The organism is Noviherbaspirillum sp. (assembly GCF_035254865.1).
Lineage (GTDB): Bacteria > Pseudomonadota > Gammaproteobacteria > Burkholderiales > Burkholderiaceae_D > Noviherbaspirillum.
The window spans coordinates 25,592-42,914 of record NZ_DATFAF010000040.1; the positions used below are offsets into that span (position 1 = coordinate 25,592).

Consider the following 17,323-nt stretch of genomic DNA (forward strand, 5'->3'; position numbering starts at 1 on the left):
CGATGGTTTGTTTTCTGATGTGTTGAATATGTGGAACAAAGTGCCGGTTTCAAGCACTTTAAACACGTTTTGTGATCTTTTTATTGTGCTACCGTGACCAAGGCCGGCCGCAACAGACGATCGGCAATCATGTAACCCTTCTGCAGGACGCTCACAATCGTATTGGCATCCTGCTCGGCGGGCACCATGGAAATCGCCTGGTGCTTCATCGGATCGAGCTTTTCGCCCGGCACAGGATTGATTTCCTGCAGACGATTGCGCTCAAACGCGGCAGACAGTTGCTTGAGGGTCATTTCCACCCCCTCCTTCAGGGACTCCACCGAAGGCGAGTCCAGCTTCAGCGCCATTTCGAGGCTGTCCTTGACTGGCACCAAGGCTTCGGCAAAATTCTCGATGGCGAATTTGTGTGCCTTGGCGATATCTTCCTGGGCACGACGACGAATGTTCTCCGAGTCGGCCTTGGCGCGCAGGAAAGCATCCTGCATTTCGCTGATTTTCGCCTCGGCAGCTGCCAGCTTTTCTTCCAGACCGTCGGACGCTTTGTCCATCACGACATTATCTTGGGACTGGGTGGCCTGTTCCGCCGGATCCTGCATCTTTTCCTGGTTTTCCATCACAAAAAATCTCCAACAATCAATGACTTAGTCTCAATTGCGATAGTAAATAGGGGTATTCCGCGGGTTTTCAAGGGGAATTCTTGATTTTATTGCACCCGCTCTAGCCGCTCGTTCGGCTCGGCTGAAAGCGTAAAGCCTTGTTACACACTTTACCGGTTCACAGGCTTCAAATTGCCGGACTACGTACTAGGATGATGTTATCGGCGTTGCAACCGTCTGCCTCCCTGGTTGCAAGGAGAAACACCATGAAATTACCTCTCATTTCGGCGTCCGTCGTCGCTTATACCCTGCTCGCGACCGCGTGGATTTGCCAGACGAACCTGATTCCGCCCTACTTCCACTAAAGAGGGCGGCGATCTCTGCCAGCTCGCTATCGGCATCAAGGAACGCGCTCTACAGGCATCTTTCTATTTGTTCGCGCCCAGGAGCATGGCCTGCTCGCGGGAAACTTGCGCTTCGCGGTTGCGTTCTTCGCGCGCCTGCGGCGTGAGCATTGTGGGCCAGCCGATCATGTGCTGCTCGACGATCTCGGCCAGTCCGGCAATCCACGCCGGAGAATCGTTCAGGCAGGGAATGTAATGAAACTCCTTGCCGCCCGCGGTCAGAAAATCGCGCCGTACTTCCATCGCGATTTCTTCCAGCGTTTCCAGGCAATCGCTCGTAAAACCGGGGCAAACGACGTCCACGCGCCGCACGCCCTCCTTCGCCAGTTTGACCAGCGTCGGCGCCGTGTAAGGCTGCAGCCATTCGGCCTTGCCGAAGCGTGACTGGAACGTGACCAGATACTCGTCCGCGGAAAGCTGCAACTGCGTCGCCAGCAAGCGTGCCGTCTTGTAGCACTCGCAATGGTAGGGATCGCCCAGCAGCAGCGTCCTTTTCGGGACGCCGTGAAAGCTCATCACGAGCTTGTCAGGTCGCCCGTTCAGGTCCCAGTGTGCAAGTATCGACTTGCTCAATGCCTGAATGTAAGCCTCGTAGTCGTGGTAATGCTTGATCAGACGCAATTCCGGGACGTTGCGCACACGGGAATAATGGCTGAACACTGCGTCGAAAATCGATGCCGTTGTGGTGCCGGAGTATTGTGGGTAAGCGGGAAGAACGAGAATGCGGTCGCACCCGTCCGCCTTGAGCTTGTCGAGAACCTCGGACACGGACGGATTACCGTAGCGCATGGCGTAGGCAACTTGCACCTCATGTCCACGCTCGCCAAGAAAACCGCGCAACAGGCTTGCCTGCCTTCCGGTATACACCTTGAGCGGCGAACCCTCCTTGGTCCAGATCGATGCGTATTTGGCAGCTGACTTGCCGGAACGCAGCGGCAGGATGAGGCCATTCAGGATCGGCCACCATGCCAGCTTCGGAATTTCGACCACGCGCGGATCGGACAGGAACTCCCTGAGGTAGCGACGCAATGCTGAGGCGGTCGGCGCATCCGGCGTGCCGAGATTGACCAGCACCACGGCGGTCTTGGCTACCGCGCCGTGCGTGTAAGGAGGTTCCTGATTCTGGGACATGGTGTTCGACTATCCTGTTCTTGCGCGACGCCGCCCGCTTCTAGGAAGCAAGCAGCTCGCGTGCATGTTTGCGTGTGGTCGCGGTGATTTCCAGGCCGCCCAGCATGCGCGCAATTTCCTCGATGCGCGCCTTGGAATCGAGCGCATCGATGCGCGACATGGTCTTGCCATCGGTACTGCGCTTGCTGACCTGGAAATGCTGATTGGCCTGGCTGGCGACTTGCGGCAAATGGGTCACGCACAGCACCTGGCGGTCCTGGCCCAAACGTTTGAGCAAGCGGCCGACCACTTCCGCGACTCCGCCGCCGATACCGCTGTCGACCTCGTCGAAAATCAGCGTCGGCGTTGCTGTCGCGCTCGACGTAATCACCGAAATGGCGAGCGAAATGCGCGCCAGTTCACCACCGGAAGCCACTTTGGCCAGCGGTCTCGGCGAGGTGCCAGCATGTGCCGCGACCATGAATTCAACCTGTTCCAGACCGTAACCGGCGGGCTCGATCGGATTCAGGGCCACTTCGAAACGTCCGCCGGCCATGCTCAGATCCTGCATGGCGGCCGTGACCGCTTCACTTAATGCCTTGGCAGCCTTGGTGCGGGATTTGGACAATGTCTGCGCCACACTCATGTAGGCCGCTTTCAATTTCTCTTCCTGCGCGCGCAAGGCGTCGATGTCGGTGGCATCCGCCAGTTGTCGCAATTGCGCCGAAAGCGTTTCATACTCTTGCGGAAGGTCTTCCGGCGCAACGCGGAATTTGCGTGCCGTGGAATGGATCGCATCCAGCCGGGCCTCGACCTCGTGCAGACGAGCCGGATCAAGTTCGACGCGGCCGAGGTAATCGTTGAGCGCGTAGACCGCTTCCTGCAACTGGATGCGCGCCGGCTCCAGAGCCTCGATAACCGGCTTCAATGCGGCATCGATGTCGGCCAGCTTGCCGAGTTTCAAAGTGAGTGCGGAAAGATGGGACAGGATCGGATTGCTGTCCGATTCCGAGATCGCGTTCAATGCTTCCTGCGCACCTTCGATCAGGCTGGCGGCATGCGACAGCCGACTGTGCTCATTGCTGACTTCGGTCCATTCGCCGGGTTTCACTGCCAGTTTTTCCAGTTCCCCGACCTGCCACTCGAGGCGTTCGCGCTCCAGCAGCACGCTCTTGGCGTTGGCCTCGAATTCCTCGCGCTGTTTGGCGAGGGCACGCCACGCCTTGTACGCGGCGGCAACCGCCTTGCTATCGTCCAGCAAGCCGGCCTGGCTGTCGAGCAGTACGCGCTGCGCGTCGGCTTTCAGCAGTGACTGATGAGCATGCTGACCATGGATATCGACCAGCATTTCGCCGAGCTCGCGCAACTGTGCGGCGGTGGCAGTAATGCCGTTGATGAAGGCCTTGGAGCGTCCCGCGTTGTCGATCACCCGGCGCAGCAGCGCGCCGCCATCGTCGTTGCTGAACTCATGTTCGGCCAGCCAGGCGTCGACCTCGTCGTTCGTGCTGAATTCCGCGGTGATGTCCGTTTTTGCGGAGCCCTCGCGCACGACGCTGGCGTCGCCACGCCCGCCTAGGGCAAGCGCCAGCGCGTCGATCAGGATCGATTTTCCCGCGCCGGTCTCGCCGGTGAACACGGTAAAGCCAGGCGCAAATTCAAGCTCGATCGAATCGACGATCACGAAATCGCGAATGGAGAGTGTGCGAAGCATGTTGGAAATGTAATTCTTGTGGCGGGTCCGCTATTTTAACTGCCCTGCCACGGATGGATATTCGTGCCAGTGCAGCTTTTCGCGCAGCGTATCGTAATAGCTCCACCCTTTCGGATGCAGGAAGGTAATGGTATGCGCCGAGCGCCGGATGATAATGCGATCATGGTGCTGCAGGCTGGCAAGCGATTGCATGTCGAAATTGACGCTGATATCGCGTCCACCCATGATTTCGATGTCGATGGTACAGGAATCGGGCACGACGATCGGACGATTGGACAAGGCATGCGGCGCGATCGGTACCAGGACGATGCCGGACAGGCTCGGGTGCAGCAAAGGGCCGCCGGCCGACAAGGCATAGGCAGTGGAACCTGTCGGCGTGGAAACAATCAGACCATCCGAGCGCTGGTTGTACATGAAATGCCCGTCAACTTCGACCTTCAGTTCCGCCATGCCCGTCGTCGCGCCGCGCGCCACGACAACATCGTTGAAGGCAAGTGCATGAAAAATCGTTTCGCCGCCGCGGATGACCGAACCTTCGAGCAGGCTGCGCTGCTCCGAGTCGAGTTTCCCGCAAAGCATGTCGGCCAGGACCGGCATCATGCCATCCTGCGAAATGTCGGTCATGAAACCCAGACGTCCCTGGTTGATGCCGATCAGCGGAACCTTGTAAGGCGCGAGTTGACGTGCAATACCGAGCATGGTTCCGTCGCCGCCCACCACGATGGCCACGTCGGCGCGCTCGCCGATTTCCGTCGGCGTCATCGTGGCGGCCCCATCCAGCGCAACATTCTGCGCGGTCTCGGTCTCGAACACGACCGTATGCCCGGCCTTGGTCAGGAAGTCGGCGATCTCCGACAAGGAGTGCTCGATACCGGCGGCCATGTACTTGCCGATGATGGCAATCGTCTTGAAGGAAATTGGATTGGAATCTGGCTTGGAAGGCAACATGCAGCAGATTAGACCATAATTTAGTCGTCCTTTACAGGATCGCATCGTTGAAAGAAATCGTTTAGAGCCCATATGTCAATTATTAAAGCCGTCTTGTTCGATCTCGACGACACCCTGTGGCCGATCGTGCCGGTGATCAAGCGCGCCGAGAACGTGCTGTATGATTGGCTGACGGTGCATGCGCCGGCGGTTGCGCAAAGCGTTACCATCGAAAGCATGCGCGAACGTCGGCAAGCCTTGATGGCAAGCGATCCGGTGTACCAGCTGGATCTGCGCCGCCTGCGACATGCCGTGCTGCTGGAAGCCTTTATCGGCGCGGGCCTGGATCCCGCGATGGTGGATCAGGCAATGGATGTGTTTTCGCGAGCGCGCAACGAGGTGACGCCGTTTGAAGATGTCTTGCCGACACTGGGCAGCCTGCGAAACCGGGTGGCCCTTGGCTCGGTGTCAAACGGAGTCGCGGATTTGCAGGCCATTGGCATTGCGCATTTCTTCCAGGTTTCCGTAGCGGCCCATCGCTTTGGCTGCGCGAAACCCGACGCGGCCATTTTCCATGCCGCCTGCGACGCGCTGGGCGTGTTGCCGGAAGAAGCTGCCTATATCGGCGACGACCCTTTGCTGGACGTGGAGGGAGCGCAAAGAGCAGGCTTGCAGGGCGTGTGGATGAACCGCCTGGAATTGAAGCCGGTACGTGTCCTGCCGGACCATGTGCGACCGGATGCTACCTGCACAAGTCTGTATGAGCTGGATCAATGGCTGAACGAGCGGATGGTAAAAATCTGATAACAATCAACCGTTAACACGACCCAGTCCTGCAACACACTATGGCGGCTGCAACAGCGGCTCGTTACAATACCAATATGCAACTCGATACTCGCGCACAGACCTTGCTCAAGGCATTGGTCGAACGATACATCGCCGACGGTCAGCCAGTCGGCTCGCGCGCCCTGTCCAAGATCTCCGGACTGGAATTATCCCCGGCGACCATTCGCAACATCATGGCGGATCTGGAGGATATGGGTTTCGTCGCCAGTCCGCACACTTCGGCTGGCCGAATCCCTACGCCGCGCGGCTATCGGGTATTCGTTGACACCTTGCTCACCGTGCAACAGATCGATGAAACCACGGTCGAGTCCAAGCTCCAGTCGCGCCTGCAGACCAATTCGCCGCAAAAAATCATTTCCAATGCCGCGCAAGTCTTGTCATCGCTGTCGCAATTCGCGGGCGTGGTGCTGACGCCGCGACACGAATCCGTATTCCAGCAAATCGAGTTTCTGCGGCTTTCCGAAAAACGCATCCTGCTGGTGATCGTCGCACCGAACGGCGATGTGCAGAATCGACTGCTGCTGACCGATGTCGACTACACGCCGTCGCAACTGGTGCAGGCCGCAAACTATATCAACCAGCATTACGCCGGCCTGAGCTTCGATGACGTGCGCGTGCGCCTGCAGAGCGAATTGCGCCAGTTGCGCGACGACATGACGCGCCTGATGCAGGCGGCGGTGGAAGCCGGCAGCGACGCGATGGCTGAAAACGAAGACGAGGTCGTGATTTCCGGCGAACGCAACTTGCTCAGCGTCAGCGATCTGGCTTCCAACATGAGTTCGCTGCGCAAACTGTTCGACCTGTTCGAGCAAAAGACAAGCCTGATGCAACTGCTCGACGTCTCCAGCAAGGCGACCGGTGTGCAGATTTTTATCGGCGGCGAGTCGCAACTGGTGCCGGTGGATGAAATGAGCGTGGTGACTGCGCCCTATGAGGTCAACGGCAAGATCGTCGGCACGCTCGGGGTGATTGGCCCGACACGCATGGCTTATGAACGGGTGATACCGATCGTGGATATCACGGCGAAACTTTTGTCGAACGCCCTCAGCCATTCCTGAGATCGGGCTCGTACGCGAACGCGGCACGACGATGCCGCGCTTTTCTTTGGCGCGCCAGATCAGAGCATGAGTTCGGCCAGCGTCTTGTTGTTCGCAGCATCCAGATGGACGAACTGCAAGCCGACGCGAAAGCCGTCGGTGCCGCTGAGAATGCAGTAAATCGCCTTCGCGGTCGCACTCACCTTGACCATATTGCCGTTCAGCGGCGCTTCGAAGATCACATTGCAGCTCACGCCGAGCGCAAGCTGATCAGTCAGCTGCAGGGATACGCCGCCCAGCGACAAATCCTTCGTACGTCCGCGCAAGACCGCACCGTTCTGCAAGATGACCGCGGCATGGCCATGAACCACCTTGCGCGTGAAGTTTCTTGTTTCCGTCTTCATTACGTTATTGGATGACATCTTTGCGCGCCGGCTCCGCGATGGGAGCATGCGGATGCCCGGCCCGGAATTGAAAATTGCAGAGATGGGATTAGTATTGTTGCATGCGCGCCTTGCGCGGGATCTGCGCGGCGCAAGGTCTTATCGCGGCCGGTGCGGGCAATCCTTCTTGGTGCAATGGCCGTACAGCGCCAACGCGTGCTCGGCGATATCGAATCCATGCTCTCTTGCCACGCCTTGCTGACGTTTCTCGATTTCCTCATCGTAGAACTCTTCCACCCGCCCGCAATCGAGGCAGACCAGGTGGTCGTGATGCGATCCCTCATTCAGCTCAAAAACCGCTTTTCCGGTTTCGAAATGGTTGCGATGCAACAGGCCGGCCTGTTCGAACTGGGTAAGCACACGGTAGACCGTTGCCAGACCGACATCCATGTTTTCGGTCAGAAGGATTTTGTAAACATCCTCGGCGCTCAGATGGCGCACCTGGCTGTTCTGGAAAATATCGAGGATCTTCAAGCGCGGCAAGGTTGCTTTCAGGCCGCTGGCTTTCAACTCGGAAGGATTGCTAGGCATGTTATTGGTCGGATTACGGTTATCTGCTTTATCATATAGCGTTTTGGCCCAATTGCTCAATGAATTGAATCCCTTTATGCGAATGTCACCCTGCCGCACCAATCGTACACCCGCCTTGGCCGGTACGCTGATTCTGGCCCTTGCAGCCTGCCTGACAGGGTGCGCATCCAGGAACCCCCTGATGGAAGAGCCCGCGCCGTCTGCGGCCGCGAGCGCAACAAAACCGGCGGAACCGGTCGCACAAAACGCAGCATCTGCGCCAGCAGCGACCCCGGTTCCCGGCGCAAGCGGCGTCACGACCACCAAACCCACCGGCGTACAGCGTTTCCTCGGCATCTTCACTCCATACCGGATCGATGTGCAGCAGGGGAATTTCGTTTCGCGCGAAATGGTCAACCAGCTCAAGGAAGGCATGCAGCGCAAGGAAGCGATCACGCCAGAGCAAGTGCGCTTCGTCCTTGGCACCCCGCTGCTGACCGATATATTCCACGCCAATCGCTGGGATTACGTATTCCGCCTCAAGAAAGGCAGCGGCGAGGTCATTTCCAGCCGCGTCACCGCCTACTTCAAGGACAACCGCCTGGTTGGCATTGACAGCGGCGTGCTGCCGACCGAGCAGGAATATCTTGCATTCATCGCTGGCGCCGCCCCCGGGTCGGCACCGAACAAGTAACAATACCGAGCATCGTCATGAATCAAATGAAAATCGCCGTTGCAGGCGCATCCGGCCGCATGGGCCATATGTTGATTGAAACCATCCAGGGGGCGGACGACGCCGCGCTGACCGGCGCGCTCGATGTCGCCGGCTCGCCGGCGATCGGCACTGACGCCGCTGCCTTCCTTGGCAAGCCGGCCGGGGTGCTGATCGAATCCGACCTCGCGAAAGGCCTCGCCAATGCCCAGTTCCTGATCGATTTCACCCGCCCGGAAGGAACGCTGAAGCATCTCGAATATTGCGCCGCGCACGGCATCAAGATGATCATCGGGACGACCGGTTTCGACGAGGCCGGCAAGGCAGCCATCGCTGCTGCTGCCGAGAAGACCGCCATCGTGTTCGCGCCCAACATGAGTGTCGGCGTCAATGTGACCATGAAATTGCTGGAAATGGCGGCCAAGAGTTTCTCGCACGGCTATGACATTGAGATCATCGAAGCACACCACCGCCACAAGGTCGATGCCCCGTCGGGCACCGCAATCAAGATGGGCGAAGTCATCGCCGATGCGCTCGGACGCAATCTGAAGGATGTCGCGGTCTACGCGCGCGAAGGCGTCACTGGCGAGCGCGATCCCTCGTCCATCGGATTCGCGACGATCCGCGGCGGCGACATCGTGGGCGACCACACGGTCTTGTTCGCCGGCATCGGCGAACGCATCGAGATTTCGCACAAATCGTCCAGCCGTGTCAGCTACGCGCACGGCAGCCTGCGCGCGGCCCGCTTCCTGGCCGACAAGACAAACGGCCTGTTCGACATGCGGGATGTGCTAGGTCTGCACTGATGCCCGAGATGTCCCGGTCGTGAAATTCGCGCCGCAATCCCTTGCCATCGCGGCCACCCTGTTGTTGCATGTTGCAGTGGCCGCGATACTGGCAGTCGGCCTGTTTAATGATCAGGAACAAGCAACGCCCTCCAAGCCGGTCGAAATCCGCCTGATGCCGTCGCAACCGCAGGCCGCACCGATGGTGCAAGCGGCACCGCCCCCTCAAGCGCCGGCACAACCCAAAGTCCGGCATCAAGCAAAGCCGAAACACCGCCCGCAGACGAAGGCTGCCATCGCCGAACCGCGTGAAGCTCCGCGCACGGCGCCGACCGAGGCCAGTACGGAATCAAAGGCAGCTTCCGCCAGCCCGTCCGCAACCATCTCTGCGCCAGTGACCGCTCCGGCCGCGGTCCCCGGCCCACCCGTAAAGACATCCGCATCCGATGCGGCCTATGCCTCGAGCAATCGTGTGCCGCCTTATCCGCGTCTGTCGCGCATGAACGACGAGCAAGGGACTGTCTTGCTGCGTGTCCTTGTCAGGGCCGACGGTACGGCCGGTATGGTGGAAATCAAGAAGTCCAGCGGTTATCCGCTACTCGATGAATCGGCGCGAAGCACCGTGCAGACCTGGCGCTTCAAGCCGGCGACGCTTGACGGCAAACCAGTCTCCGAGTGGTATCAAGTTGCCATTCCGTTTACACTTCAGAACAATTAATTCTTCATCGCACACCATGAACCAAACACTGGGATTTGCTCATTACTGGGCACAAGGCGACGCGATTACCCATTCGGTCGCCTATTTGCTGCTCTTGATGTCCGTGGTCAGCTGGTACTATATTTTTTCCAAGGCGTGGAGTTCATGGCGCATTCGCAGAAGCGCCGGTGCGCTGGACGGGTTCTGGAAGGCGCCGACCCTCAATGACGCGATTTCCATCGTGAAGAATGCCGACAGCGAAAACGTTTATGCACCGCTTGCGGCGCAGAGCGCGCAGGCCGCCAATGTCGGCTCGCAAACCGGCTCCCTGAATGCCAATGTCGATCCCAGCGAATTGATCACGCGTACCTTGCGCCAGGAAATCAACCGCGTCTCCGCGCGCCTGGAAAGCGGCCTGACGCTGCTGGCCTCGGTCGGTTCGACCGCGCCATTCGTGGGCCTCTTCGGCACCGTCTGGGGCATTTACCATGCGCTGGTGGCCGTCTCGACCGCAGGCACCGTGCAAATCGACAAGGTCGCCGGCCCGGTCGGCGAAGCCTTGATCATGACTGCGCTCGGACTGGTGGTGGCGATTCCGGCAGTGCTGGCCTATAACGCGTTCACCCGGGTCAACCGCGTGACGCTGGCCGAACTGGATGGCTTTGCGCACGACCTGCATGCCTACCTGACCACCGGCGCCCGCGTCGGCAAGCAATAGCAGAGGCAATCATGGCATTCGGCGGATTCAACGACGACAAGCACCAGACCCCGATCGCGGACATCAACGTCACTCCGATGGTGGATGTGATGCTGGTACTGCTCGTGATTTTCATCATCACCGCGCCACTGTTCACGCATGCGATCAAGCTCGATTTGCCGAGCGCGCAATCGGCCGCCGCGCCGGAAAAACCCGAGACGATCTCCCTGTCGATCAATGCCGACGGCAAAATCTTCTGGAACAACGACGCGATCGAACAAAAGGATCTCGGTCCGAAGTTCGCCGAAGCGGCGCAGAAGAATCCGCAGCCCGAGCTGCAGCTGCGCGCCGACAAGTCCACGCGCTATGAAATCATCGCGCAGGTGATGTCGGCGGCGCAAACCAGCGGAATGACCAAGATGGGTTTTGTCACTGAGACAAAGGAAGCGAACCAGTAATGCCCTCCGTTCACCTGGACGGCCGGAAAATCACGGACTGGCGCGCCTTTCACGCGCAATGCAAGACCGCGTTCGGCTTTCCGGATTTCTACGGGCAAAACATGGACGCGTGGATCGATTGCCTGAGCGGCCTTCGCGATGATGACGGCATGTCAAGTATCCGGCTTGGACCGGACGAGGTCCTTGAAATCTCCGTCCTGCATTCAAACAGCCTGCGCCAGGCGGCGCCCGCGATTCTCGCCGCGCTGGAGGATTGCGTCGCCGAGGTCAACCAGCGTTACGCCGAACAGGGCGAAAAGCCGGCCCTGGCCCTGCTACTGCGCTGATTTTTCGGCCAAATTAGCGCCCTCGGGCGGCGCTATGGACGGTGCTGAACCAGTATAATGGCTGGTTTACATCCACTTCCAGCTCCATTCGTCATGCAAGAAAAATATCTCCCCGCCGATGTCGAAAAGGCGGCGCAAGACCATTGGCACGCGATCGACGCGTACAAGACCGTCGAACATGCGAAAGACAAGAACGGCAAGGACAAGAAGAAGTTCTACGCCTGCTCGATGCTGCCCTACCCCTCGGGCAAGCTGCACATGGGCCATGTGCGCAACTACACCATCAACGACATGCTGGCGCGCCATCTGCGCATGAACGGCCACAATGTGCTGATGCCGATGGGCTGGGATGCGTTCGGCCTGCCGGCGGAAAATGCGGCGCTCAAGAACGGCGTGCCGCCTGCGAAATGGACCTACGAGAACATCGCCTACATGAAGAAGCAGATGCAGGCGATGGGACTGGCGATCGACTGGTCGCGCGAAGTGGCGACCTGCGATCCGAGCTATTACAAGTGGAACCAGTGGCTGTTCCTCAAGATGCTGGAAAAAGGCATCGCCTACCGCAAGACCCAGGTCGTGAACTGGGACCCGGTCGACCAGACGGTGCTGGCCAACGAGCAGGTGATCGACGGCCGCGGCTGGCGTACCGGCGCGCTGGTCGAGAAGCGCGAAATCCCCGGTTACTACCTGAAGATCACCGATTACGCCGAGGAATTGCTGGACCATGTGCTGCACAAGCTGCCCGGCTGGCCGGAGCGCGTGCGCATCATGCAGGAAAACTGGATCGGCAAGAGCGAAGGCGTACGCTTCGCCTTCCCGCATGAGATCCGCGATGCGCAGGGCAAGCTGATCCAGGACGGCAAGCTGTATGTGTTCACCACCCGCGCCGATACCATCATGGGCGTGACCTTCTGCGCGGTGGCGCCGGAACATCCGCTGGCAACGCATGCGGCCGCATCCGATACCAAGCTGGCTGCGTTCATCGATGAGTGCAAGCGCGGCGGCACCACCGAAGCCGAGCTGGCGCTGAAGGAAAAGGAAGGCCTGCCCACCGGCTTGTTCGTTACCCATCCGCTGACCGGCAAGCAAGTCGAGGTGTGGGTCGGCAACTATGTGCTGATGAGCTACGGCGACGGCGCCGTGATGGGCGTACCTGCACACGACGAGCGCGACTTTGCCTTCGCGAAGAAATATTCACTGCCGATCCAACAGGTGATCGCCGTCGAAGGCGAGACCTACTCCACCGACGCCTGGCAGGAATGGTATGCCGAAAAGCAGCGCGGTGTGACTGTGAACTCCGGCGCCTATGACGGCCTGAGCTACAAGGCGGCCGTCGACAAAGTCGCAGCCGATTTGATTGCCAAAGGCATCGGCGAGAAGAAGACCACTTGGCGTCTGCGCGACTGGGGCATCAGCCGCCAGCGCTACTGGGGCACACCGATTCCGATCATCCACTGCGAAAGCTGCGGATCGGTACCCGTTCCGGAGAAGGATTTGCCGGTCGTGCTGCCGCAGGATTGCGTGCCGGACGGCACCGGCAATCCGCTCAACAAGCGCGAGGACTTCCTGCATGTCGACTGCCCGCAGTGCGGCAAGCCGGCGCGTCGCGAGACCGACACCATGGATACCTTCGTCGATTCGTCCTGGTACTTCATGCGCTATTGCGATCCGAAGAACGACGACAAGATGGTGGCCGAAGGCGCGGATTACTGGATGCCGATGGACCAGTACATCGGCGGTATCGAGCATGCCATCCTGCACCTTCTGTATGCGCGCTTCTGGACCAAGGTCATGCGCGATCTCGGCCTGGTGAAGGTCGACGAGCCCTTCGTCAACCTGCTGACGCAAGGCATGGTGCTGAACCACATCTACTCGCGCCGCACGCCGCAGGGCGGCATCGAATACTTCTGGCCGCAGGATGTCGAGAACGTGTACGACGACGGCGGCCGCATCATCGGCGCCAAGCTCAAGAGCGACGGTTCGGCCGTGAGTTACGAGGGCGTGGGTACGATGTCGAAGTCGAAGAACAACGGCGTCGATCCGCAGGAGCTGATCAATCAGTTCGGCGCCGACACCGCACGCCTGTTTGTCATGTTTGCCTCGCCGCCGGAGCAGACGCTGGAGTGGAACGACGCCGGCGTCGAAGGCGCGAACCGCTTCCTGCGCCGGGTCTGGGCCTACGCGCATGCACAGTCGGATCGCGTGAAGGCGTCGTCGGAAATCGACTTCAGCGCCCTGCCCGAGACGCACAAGACGTTGCGCCGTGAAATCCACAAGATCCTGCAGCAAGCCGATCATGACTTCCACCGCCTGCAGTACAACACCGTGGTGTCCGCCTGCATGAAGATGCTGAACACGCTGGAAGGCGCCAAGCTGGAAGACTCGGCGCAGACCAATGGCGTGATCGCGGAAGGACTCTCGATCTTCCTGCGCGTGCTGTACCCGGTCGCGCCGCACATCACGCACGTGCTGTGGCAGGAACTCGGCTTCGCGACGGCGTTTGGCGATCTCCTCGATGCACCGTGGCCGCAAGTCGATCCGGCTGCCTTGGAGCAGGCTGAAATCGAGCTGGTGGTGCAGGTCAACGGCAAGCTGCGCGGCAGCGTGAAGGTGCCGAAGGATGCCGACAAGGCTGCGATCGAAGCGGCCGCGCTGGCCAACGAGAACGTGAAGAAGTTTGTCGAAGGCACGCCGAAGAAGGTCATCGTGGTGCCCGGCAAGCTGGTCAATATCGTCGCTTAACAGTTTTCACCGGAGCCTGCATGAAACGCCGAGCCGTCCTTGCCATGACATCTGCACTTGCCCTGTCCGCATGCGGTTTTCAGCTGCGCGGTGCGAACGGCCAGGCCAACCTGCCCTTCAAGACGATCTACATCGGCGTTCCGGAAACATCGCAGCTCGGCGCGGAGCTGCGCCGGAATATCCGCGCCAGCGGCGAAACGACCGTCGTGAGCGATCCGAAAGCGGCGCAGGCCATTGTGGAAGTGCTGTCGGAGACGCGCGACATGGCGATCCTGTTGAATGCGCAGGGCCGGCCGCGCGAACACACGCTGTACTACAAGCTGCGTTTTCGCGTGACGAACCCCAAGGGCGCGGAATTGCTTGCGCCGACGGAAATCACGCTCAAGCGCGACCTCAGCTTCAATGAAGCGCAGGCAATCGCCAAGGAGAAGGAAGAGGAAATGCTGTACCGCGACATGCAGACCGACCTGGTGCAGCAGATCATGCGCCGGCTGGCCGTCCTCAAGCCTGTTTGACGAGGATTATCCATGCAATTGCGGCTCGACGGCCTTGAAACGCATCTGGCGAAATCGCTCGCGCCGCTCTACGTGATTACCAGCGACGAGCATTTGCTGGCGCTGGAAGCGGCCGACAGGATACGCAAGACGGCACGCGCACAAGGCTTCACCGAACGCGAAGTGCTGGTGGTCGAGCGCAGTTTCAAATGGGGCGCGCTGCTTGCCGCCAACCAGTCGCAGTCGCTGTTCGGCGAGCGCAAGCTGATTGAACTGCGCATCCCGACCGGCAAACCCGGCAAGGATGGCGGACAGGCATTGCAGGAATACGTTGGATCGCTCAATCCTGACAACGTGACCCTGATTGCCCTTCCCAAGCTCGACTGGCAGACGCAAAAGAGCGCATGGGTGACCGCCTTGCAGCAGGCCGCGGCGTACATCGACATTCCGCTGGTAGAGCGCGCCGCGCTGCCGTCCTGGATCGGCGCCCGGCTCGCCGCACAACGCCAGAGCGCCGATCGGCAGAGCATCGACTTCATCGCCGACCGCGTCGAAGGCAACCTGCTTGCCGCGCATCAGGAAATCCAGAAGCTCGCGCTGCTGCATCCCGAGGGCAAGCTGAGTTTCGAGCAAGTGCAGGATGCGGTGCTGAACGTTGCCCGCTACGACGTATTCAAGCTGAACGAAGCGATGCTGTCCGGTGATGCGGCGCGACTGGTGCGCATGATCGAAGGGCTGAAAGGCGAAGGCGAAGCCTTGCCACTCGTCTTGTGGGCGATGGCCGAGGAAATCCGCACGCTGCTGAAGATCAAGGCCGGCGCAGCACAGGGCAAGGCGATCGGCATGCTGATGAAGGAATACCGCATCTGGGGTCCGCGCGAAAAGCTGATGGAACCGGCGCTGCGCCGCATGAAGCTGTCGACTCTGGAAGGCGCGCTGCAGGAGGCGGCGCAAATCGATAAGATGGTCAAGGGCTTGCGCGCCAGGATGTTTGCCGGCGATGCCTGGGACGCCTTGTTGCAGCTTGGGTTGAAGGTCGCGCGCGGTTGATTCCCGCGCAGAATGCAGAAAATTTCAAGCAGGATTTTGCAAAAATGGATATCAAGCATTACATGAACGAAGTCGGCCAGCGTGCCCGCAAGGCGTCGCGCGCGATGGCCAAGGCCGATACCCGCGCCAAGAATCAGGCGCTGTCCCTGATCGCGGCTGCAATTCGCCGCGATTCGGCAGCGCTGCGCGCCGCTAACCAGAAGGACCTGGATGCCGCCCGCGCCAACGGCCTGGCCGAAGCCATGCTTGACCGCCTGACGCTGTCAGACAAGGCGATCGCAACGATGGCCGAAGGTTTGGAACAGATCGTCGCCCTGCCCGATCCGATCGGCGAAATCTCGAACATGAAGTATCGCCCGACCGGTATCCAGGTCGGCCAGATGCGCGTGCCGCTGGGCGTGATCGGCATCATCTACGAAGCACGTCCGAACGTGACGGTGGACGCGGCCGGTCTCTGCATCAAGAGCGGCAATTCCACCATCCTGCGTGGCGGCTCGGAAGCCATCCACTGCAACCAGGCGCTGGCGAAGCTGGTGAAGGAAGGTCTGGCGGGTGCGGGATTGCCGGAAGATGCGGTGCAGATCGTCGAGACCACCGACCGTGCCGCGGTGGGAGAAATGATCACCATGCCGCAGTATGTCGACGTCATCGTGCCGCGCGGCGGCAAGGGTTTGATCGAACGCCTGATGAAGGAATCGAAGGTTCCGATGATCAAGCACCTGGACGGCATCTGCCATGTGTACATCGACGACAAGGCCGATATCGAGAAAGCGCTGAAGATTTCCTTCAATGCCAAGTGCCACCGCTACGGCACCTGCAATACGATGGAAACGCTGCTGGTGGCGCGCGGCATCGCGCCGCAGGTCTTGCCAAAGCTAGCCGAACTGTACGGCACCAAGGACGTGGAACTGCGGGCGGACGACGAAGCGCGCAAGATTCTCGCCGGCTATCCGCATCTTTCCACTGCGACCGAGGAAGACTGGCGCACGGAATACCTGGCAGCGATTCTAGCGGTGAAGATCGTGGATGATGTCGGCCAGGCGATCGAGCATATCAATACCTACTCGTCGCAGCATACCGATGCGATCGTGACCGAGGATTACAGCCGCGCGATGCGCTTCCTGCGCGAAGTCGATTCGGCATCGGTGATGGTCAACGCTTCGACGCGCTTTGCGGACGGCTTCGAGTACGGCCTCGGTGCGGAGATCGGCATCTCGAACGACAAACTGCATGCGCGCGGGCCGGTCGGACTGGAAGGACTGACCTCGCTGAAGTACGTCGTCTTCGGCCACGGCGAAACACGAGAATAATTCACAAAAAAGGGAAACGCATGCTGATGCTCTGGGTGAAGGCTCTGCACATCTTCTTCGTCGCGTCCTGGTTCGCGGGGCTGTTTTACCTGCCGCGCATTTTCGTGAACCTGGCGATGGAAACCGATCCGACCGCTACGACGCGCCTGCTGATGATGGCGCGCAAGCTGTATCGCTTCATGGGCTTGCTGGCTGTGCCGGCGCTGGCGCTCGGTCTGGTACTGTGGCTCTATTACGGCATCGGCAAGATGGGGCCGGGTAACGGCTGGATGCATGCGAAGCTCGCCATCGTTGTGCTGCTGGTGATCTACCATCACTGGTGCGGCAGGCTTCTGAAAGCCTTTGAAAACGGCGCCAACAAGCGCAGCCACGTCTGGTTTCGCTGGTTCAATGAAGCACCGACCATCGGCTTGCTGCTCGCCGTGATCTTTGTCGTGGTCAAACCTTTCTAAACCCGATACAGGAGGC

General features: G+C 59.8%; 19 protein-coding genes. 13 read left to right on the forward strand and 6 right to left on the reverse strand.

Translation table 11 applies throughout. The annotated features are described in order from the left end of the window. Positions 1 to 80: 80 nt before the first annotated feature. The 4 genes from grpE to VJ651_RS10395 form a co-directional block, all read right to left on the reverse strand. Complete coding sequence (gene grpE, locus VJ651_RS10380) at positions 81 to 614, reverse strand: nucleotide exchange factor GrpE (protein WP_324107386.1); 534 nt, start codon at positions 612 to 614, stop codon at positions 81 to 83. Between the two features lie 410 nt (positions 615 to 1,024). Continuing rightward, positions 1,025 to 2,131 (reverse strand): ferrochelatase, encoded by a 1,107-nt coding sequence (gene hemH / locus VJ651_RS10385; RefSeq protein WP_324107387.1) that lies wholly within the window; start codon positions 2,129 to 2,131, stop codon positions 1,025 to 1,027. A gap of 40 nt (positions 2,132 to 2,171) precedes the next feature. Then, positions 2,172 to 3,821: a DNA repair protein RecN gene (gene recN, locus VJ651_RS10390; protein WP_324107388.1), complete on the reverse strand. Its 1,650-nt coding sequence runs from the start codon at positions 3,819 to 3,821 to the stop codon at positions 2,172 to 2,174. Positions 3,822 to 3,851: 30 nt separating this feature from the next. Next, positions 3,852 to 4,769, reverse strand: a complete 918-nt coding sequence (locus VJ651_RS10395; RefSeq protein ID WP_324107389.1) for an NAD kinase — start codon at positions 4,767 to 4,769, stop codon at positions 3,852 to 3,854. 72 nt (positions 4,770 to 4,841) lie between these two features. Here VJ651_RS10395 and VJ651_RS10400 point away from each other — a divergent pair, with 72 nt between their 5' ends. Both VJ651_RS10400 and hrcA read left to right on the forward strand, forming a co-directional pair. Next, positions 4,842 to 5,552: an HAD family hydrolase gene (locus VJ651_RS10400; RefSeq protein ID WP_324107390.1), complete on the forward strand. Its 711-nt coding sequence runs from the start codon at positions 4,842 to 4,844 to the stop codon at positions 5,550 to 5,552. Positions 5,553 to 5,629: 77 nt separating this feature from the next. Further along, positions 5,630 to 6,652 (forward strand): heat-inducible transcriptional repressor HrcA, encoded by a 1,023-nt coding sequence (gene hrcA, locus VJ651_RS10405; RefSeq protein ID WP_292935657.1) that lies wholly within the window; start codon positions 5,630 to 5,632, stop codon positions 6,650 to 6,652. Positions 6,653 to 6,711: 59 nt separating this feature from the next. On the opposite strand, the gene VJ651_RS10410 is transcribed toward hrcA, so the two are convergent. Continuing rightward, positions 6,712 to 7,053 (reverse strand): PilZ domain-containing protein, encoded by a 342-nt coding sequence (locus VJ651_RS10410; protein ID WP_324107391.1) that lies wholly within the window; start codon positions 7,051 to 7,053, stop codon positions 6,712 to 6,714. Between the two features lie 120 nt (positions 7,054 to 7,173). Then, positions 7,174 to 7,605 carry a ferric iron uptake transcriptional regulator gene (fur, locus tag VJ651_RS10415; protein WP_136419807.1) on the reverse strand — a complete coding sequence of 144 codons (432 nt, stop codon included), beginning with the start codon at positions 7,603 to 7,605 and terminating at the stop codon, positions 7,174 to 7,176. Positions 7,606 to 7,786: 181 nt separating this feature from the next. Between fur and VJ651_RS10420 the strand changes: the two genes are divergently transcribed. The 11 genes from VJ651_RS10420 to VJ651_RS10470 all read left to right on the forward strand — a co-directional run bounded on the left by VJ651_RS10420 (position 7,787) and on the right by VJ651_RS10470 (position 17,307). Next, positions 7,787 to 8,278 carry an outer membrane protein assembly factor BamE gene (locus VJ651_RS10420; RefSeq protein ID WP_324107392.1) on the forward strand — a complete coding sequence of 164 codons (492 nt, stop codon included), beginning with the start codon at positions 7,787 to 7,789 and terminating at the stop codon, positions 8,276 to 8,278. A 17-nt stretch (positions 8,279 to 8,295) separates the two neighbouring features. Continuing rightward, a complete protein-coding gene (gene dapB, locus VJ651_RS10425) occupies positions 8,296 to 9,102 on the forward strand; it encodes a 4-hydroxy-tetrahydrodipicolinate reductase (protein ID WP_324107393.1) in 807 nt (268 codons plus the stop codon). Between the two features lie 19 nt (positions 9,103 to 9,121). Then, positions 9,122 to 9,799 (forward strand): TonB family protein, encoded by a 678-nt coding sequence (locus VJ651_RS10430; RefSeq protein ID WP_324107394.1) that lies wholly within the window; start codon positions 9,122 to 9,124, stop codon positions 9,797 to 9,799. A 16-nt stretch (positions 9,800 to 9,815) separates the two neighbouring features. Then, a complete protein-coding gene (locus VJ651_RS10435; RefSeq protein WP_324107395.1) occupies positions 9,816 to 10,496 on the forward strand; it encodes a MotA/TolQ/ExbB proton channel family protein in 681 nt (226 codons plus the stop codon). Positions 10,497 to 10,507: 11 nt separating this feature from the next. Further along, entirely contained in the window at positions 10,508 to 10,933 is a 426-nt protein-coding gene (locus VJ651_RS10440) for a biopolymer transporter ExbD (RefSeq protein ID WP_324107396.1), read from the forward strand. Next, positions 10,933 to 11,259 carry a barstar family protein gene (locus VJ651_RS10445; protein WP_324107397.1) on the forward strand — a complete coding sequence of 109 codons (327 nt, stop codon included), beginning with the start codon at positions 10,933 to 10,935 and terminating at the stop codon, positions 11,257 to 11,259. Before VJ651_RS10440 ends, VJ651_RS10445 begins: the two co-directional genes overlap by 1 nt. 93 nt (positions 11,260 to 11,352) lie before the next feature. Next, complete coding sequence (gene leuS, locus VJ651_RS10450) at positions 11,353 to 14,001, forward strand: leucine--tRNA ligase (protein ID WP_324107398.1); 2,649 nt, start codon at positions 11,353 to 11,355, stop codon at positions 13,999 to 14,001. A 20-nt stretch (positions 14,002 to 14,021) separates the two neighbouring features. After that, positions 14,022 to 14,516 (forward strand): LPS assembly lipoprotein LptE, encoded by a 495-nt coding sequence (gene lptE, locus VJ651_RS10455; RefSeq protein ID WP_324107399.1) that lies wholly within the window; start codon positions 14,022 to 14,024, stop codon positions 14,514 to 14,516. 12 nt (positions 14,517 to 14,528) lie between these two features. Further along, a complete protein-coding gene (gene holA, locus VJ651_RS10460) occupies positions 14,529 to 15,545 on the forward strand; it encodes a DNA polymerase III subunit delta (RefSeq protein WP_324107400.1) in 1,017 nt (338 codons plus the stop codon). A gap of 44 nt (positions 15,546 to 15,589) precedes the next feature. Then, positions 15,590 to 16,855 carry a glutamate-5-semialdehyde dehydrogenase gene (locus tag VJ651_RS10465; RefSeq protein WP_324107401.1) on the forward strand — a complete coding sequence of 422 codons (1,266 nt, stop codon included), beginning with the start codon at positions 15,590 to 15,592 and terminating at the stop codon, positions 16,853 to 16,855. A 26-nt stretch (positions 16,856 to 16,881) separates the two neighbouring features. Further along, the gene (locus tag VJ651_RS10470) at positions 16,882 to 17,307 is read left to right on the forward strand and encodes a CopD family protein (RefSeq protein WP_324107427.1); all 426 of its coding nucleotides are present in this window, start codon (positions 16,882 to 16,884) and stop codon (positions 17,305 to 17,307) included. Positions 17,308 to 17,323: the final 16 nt, after the last annotated feature.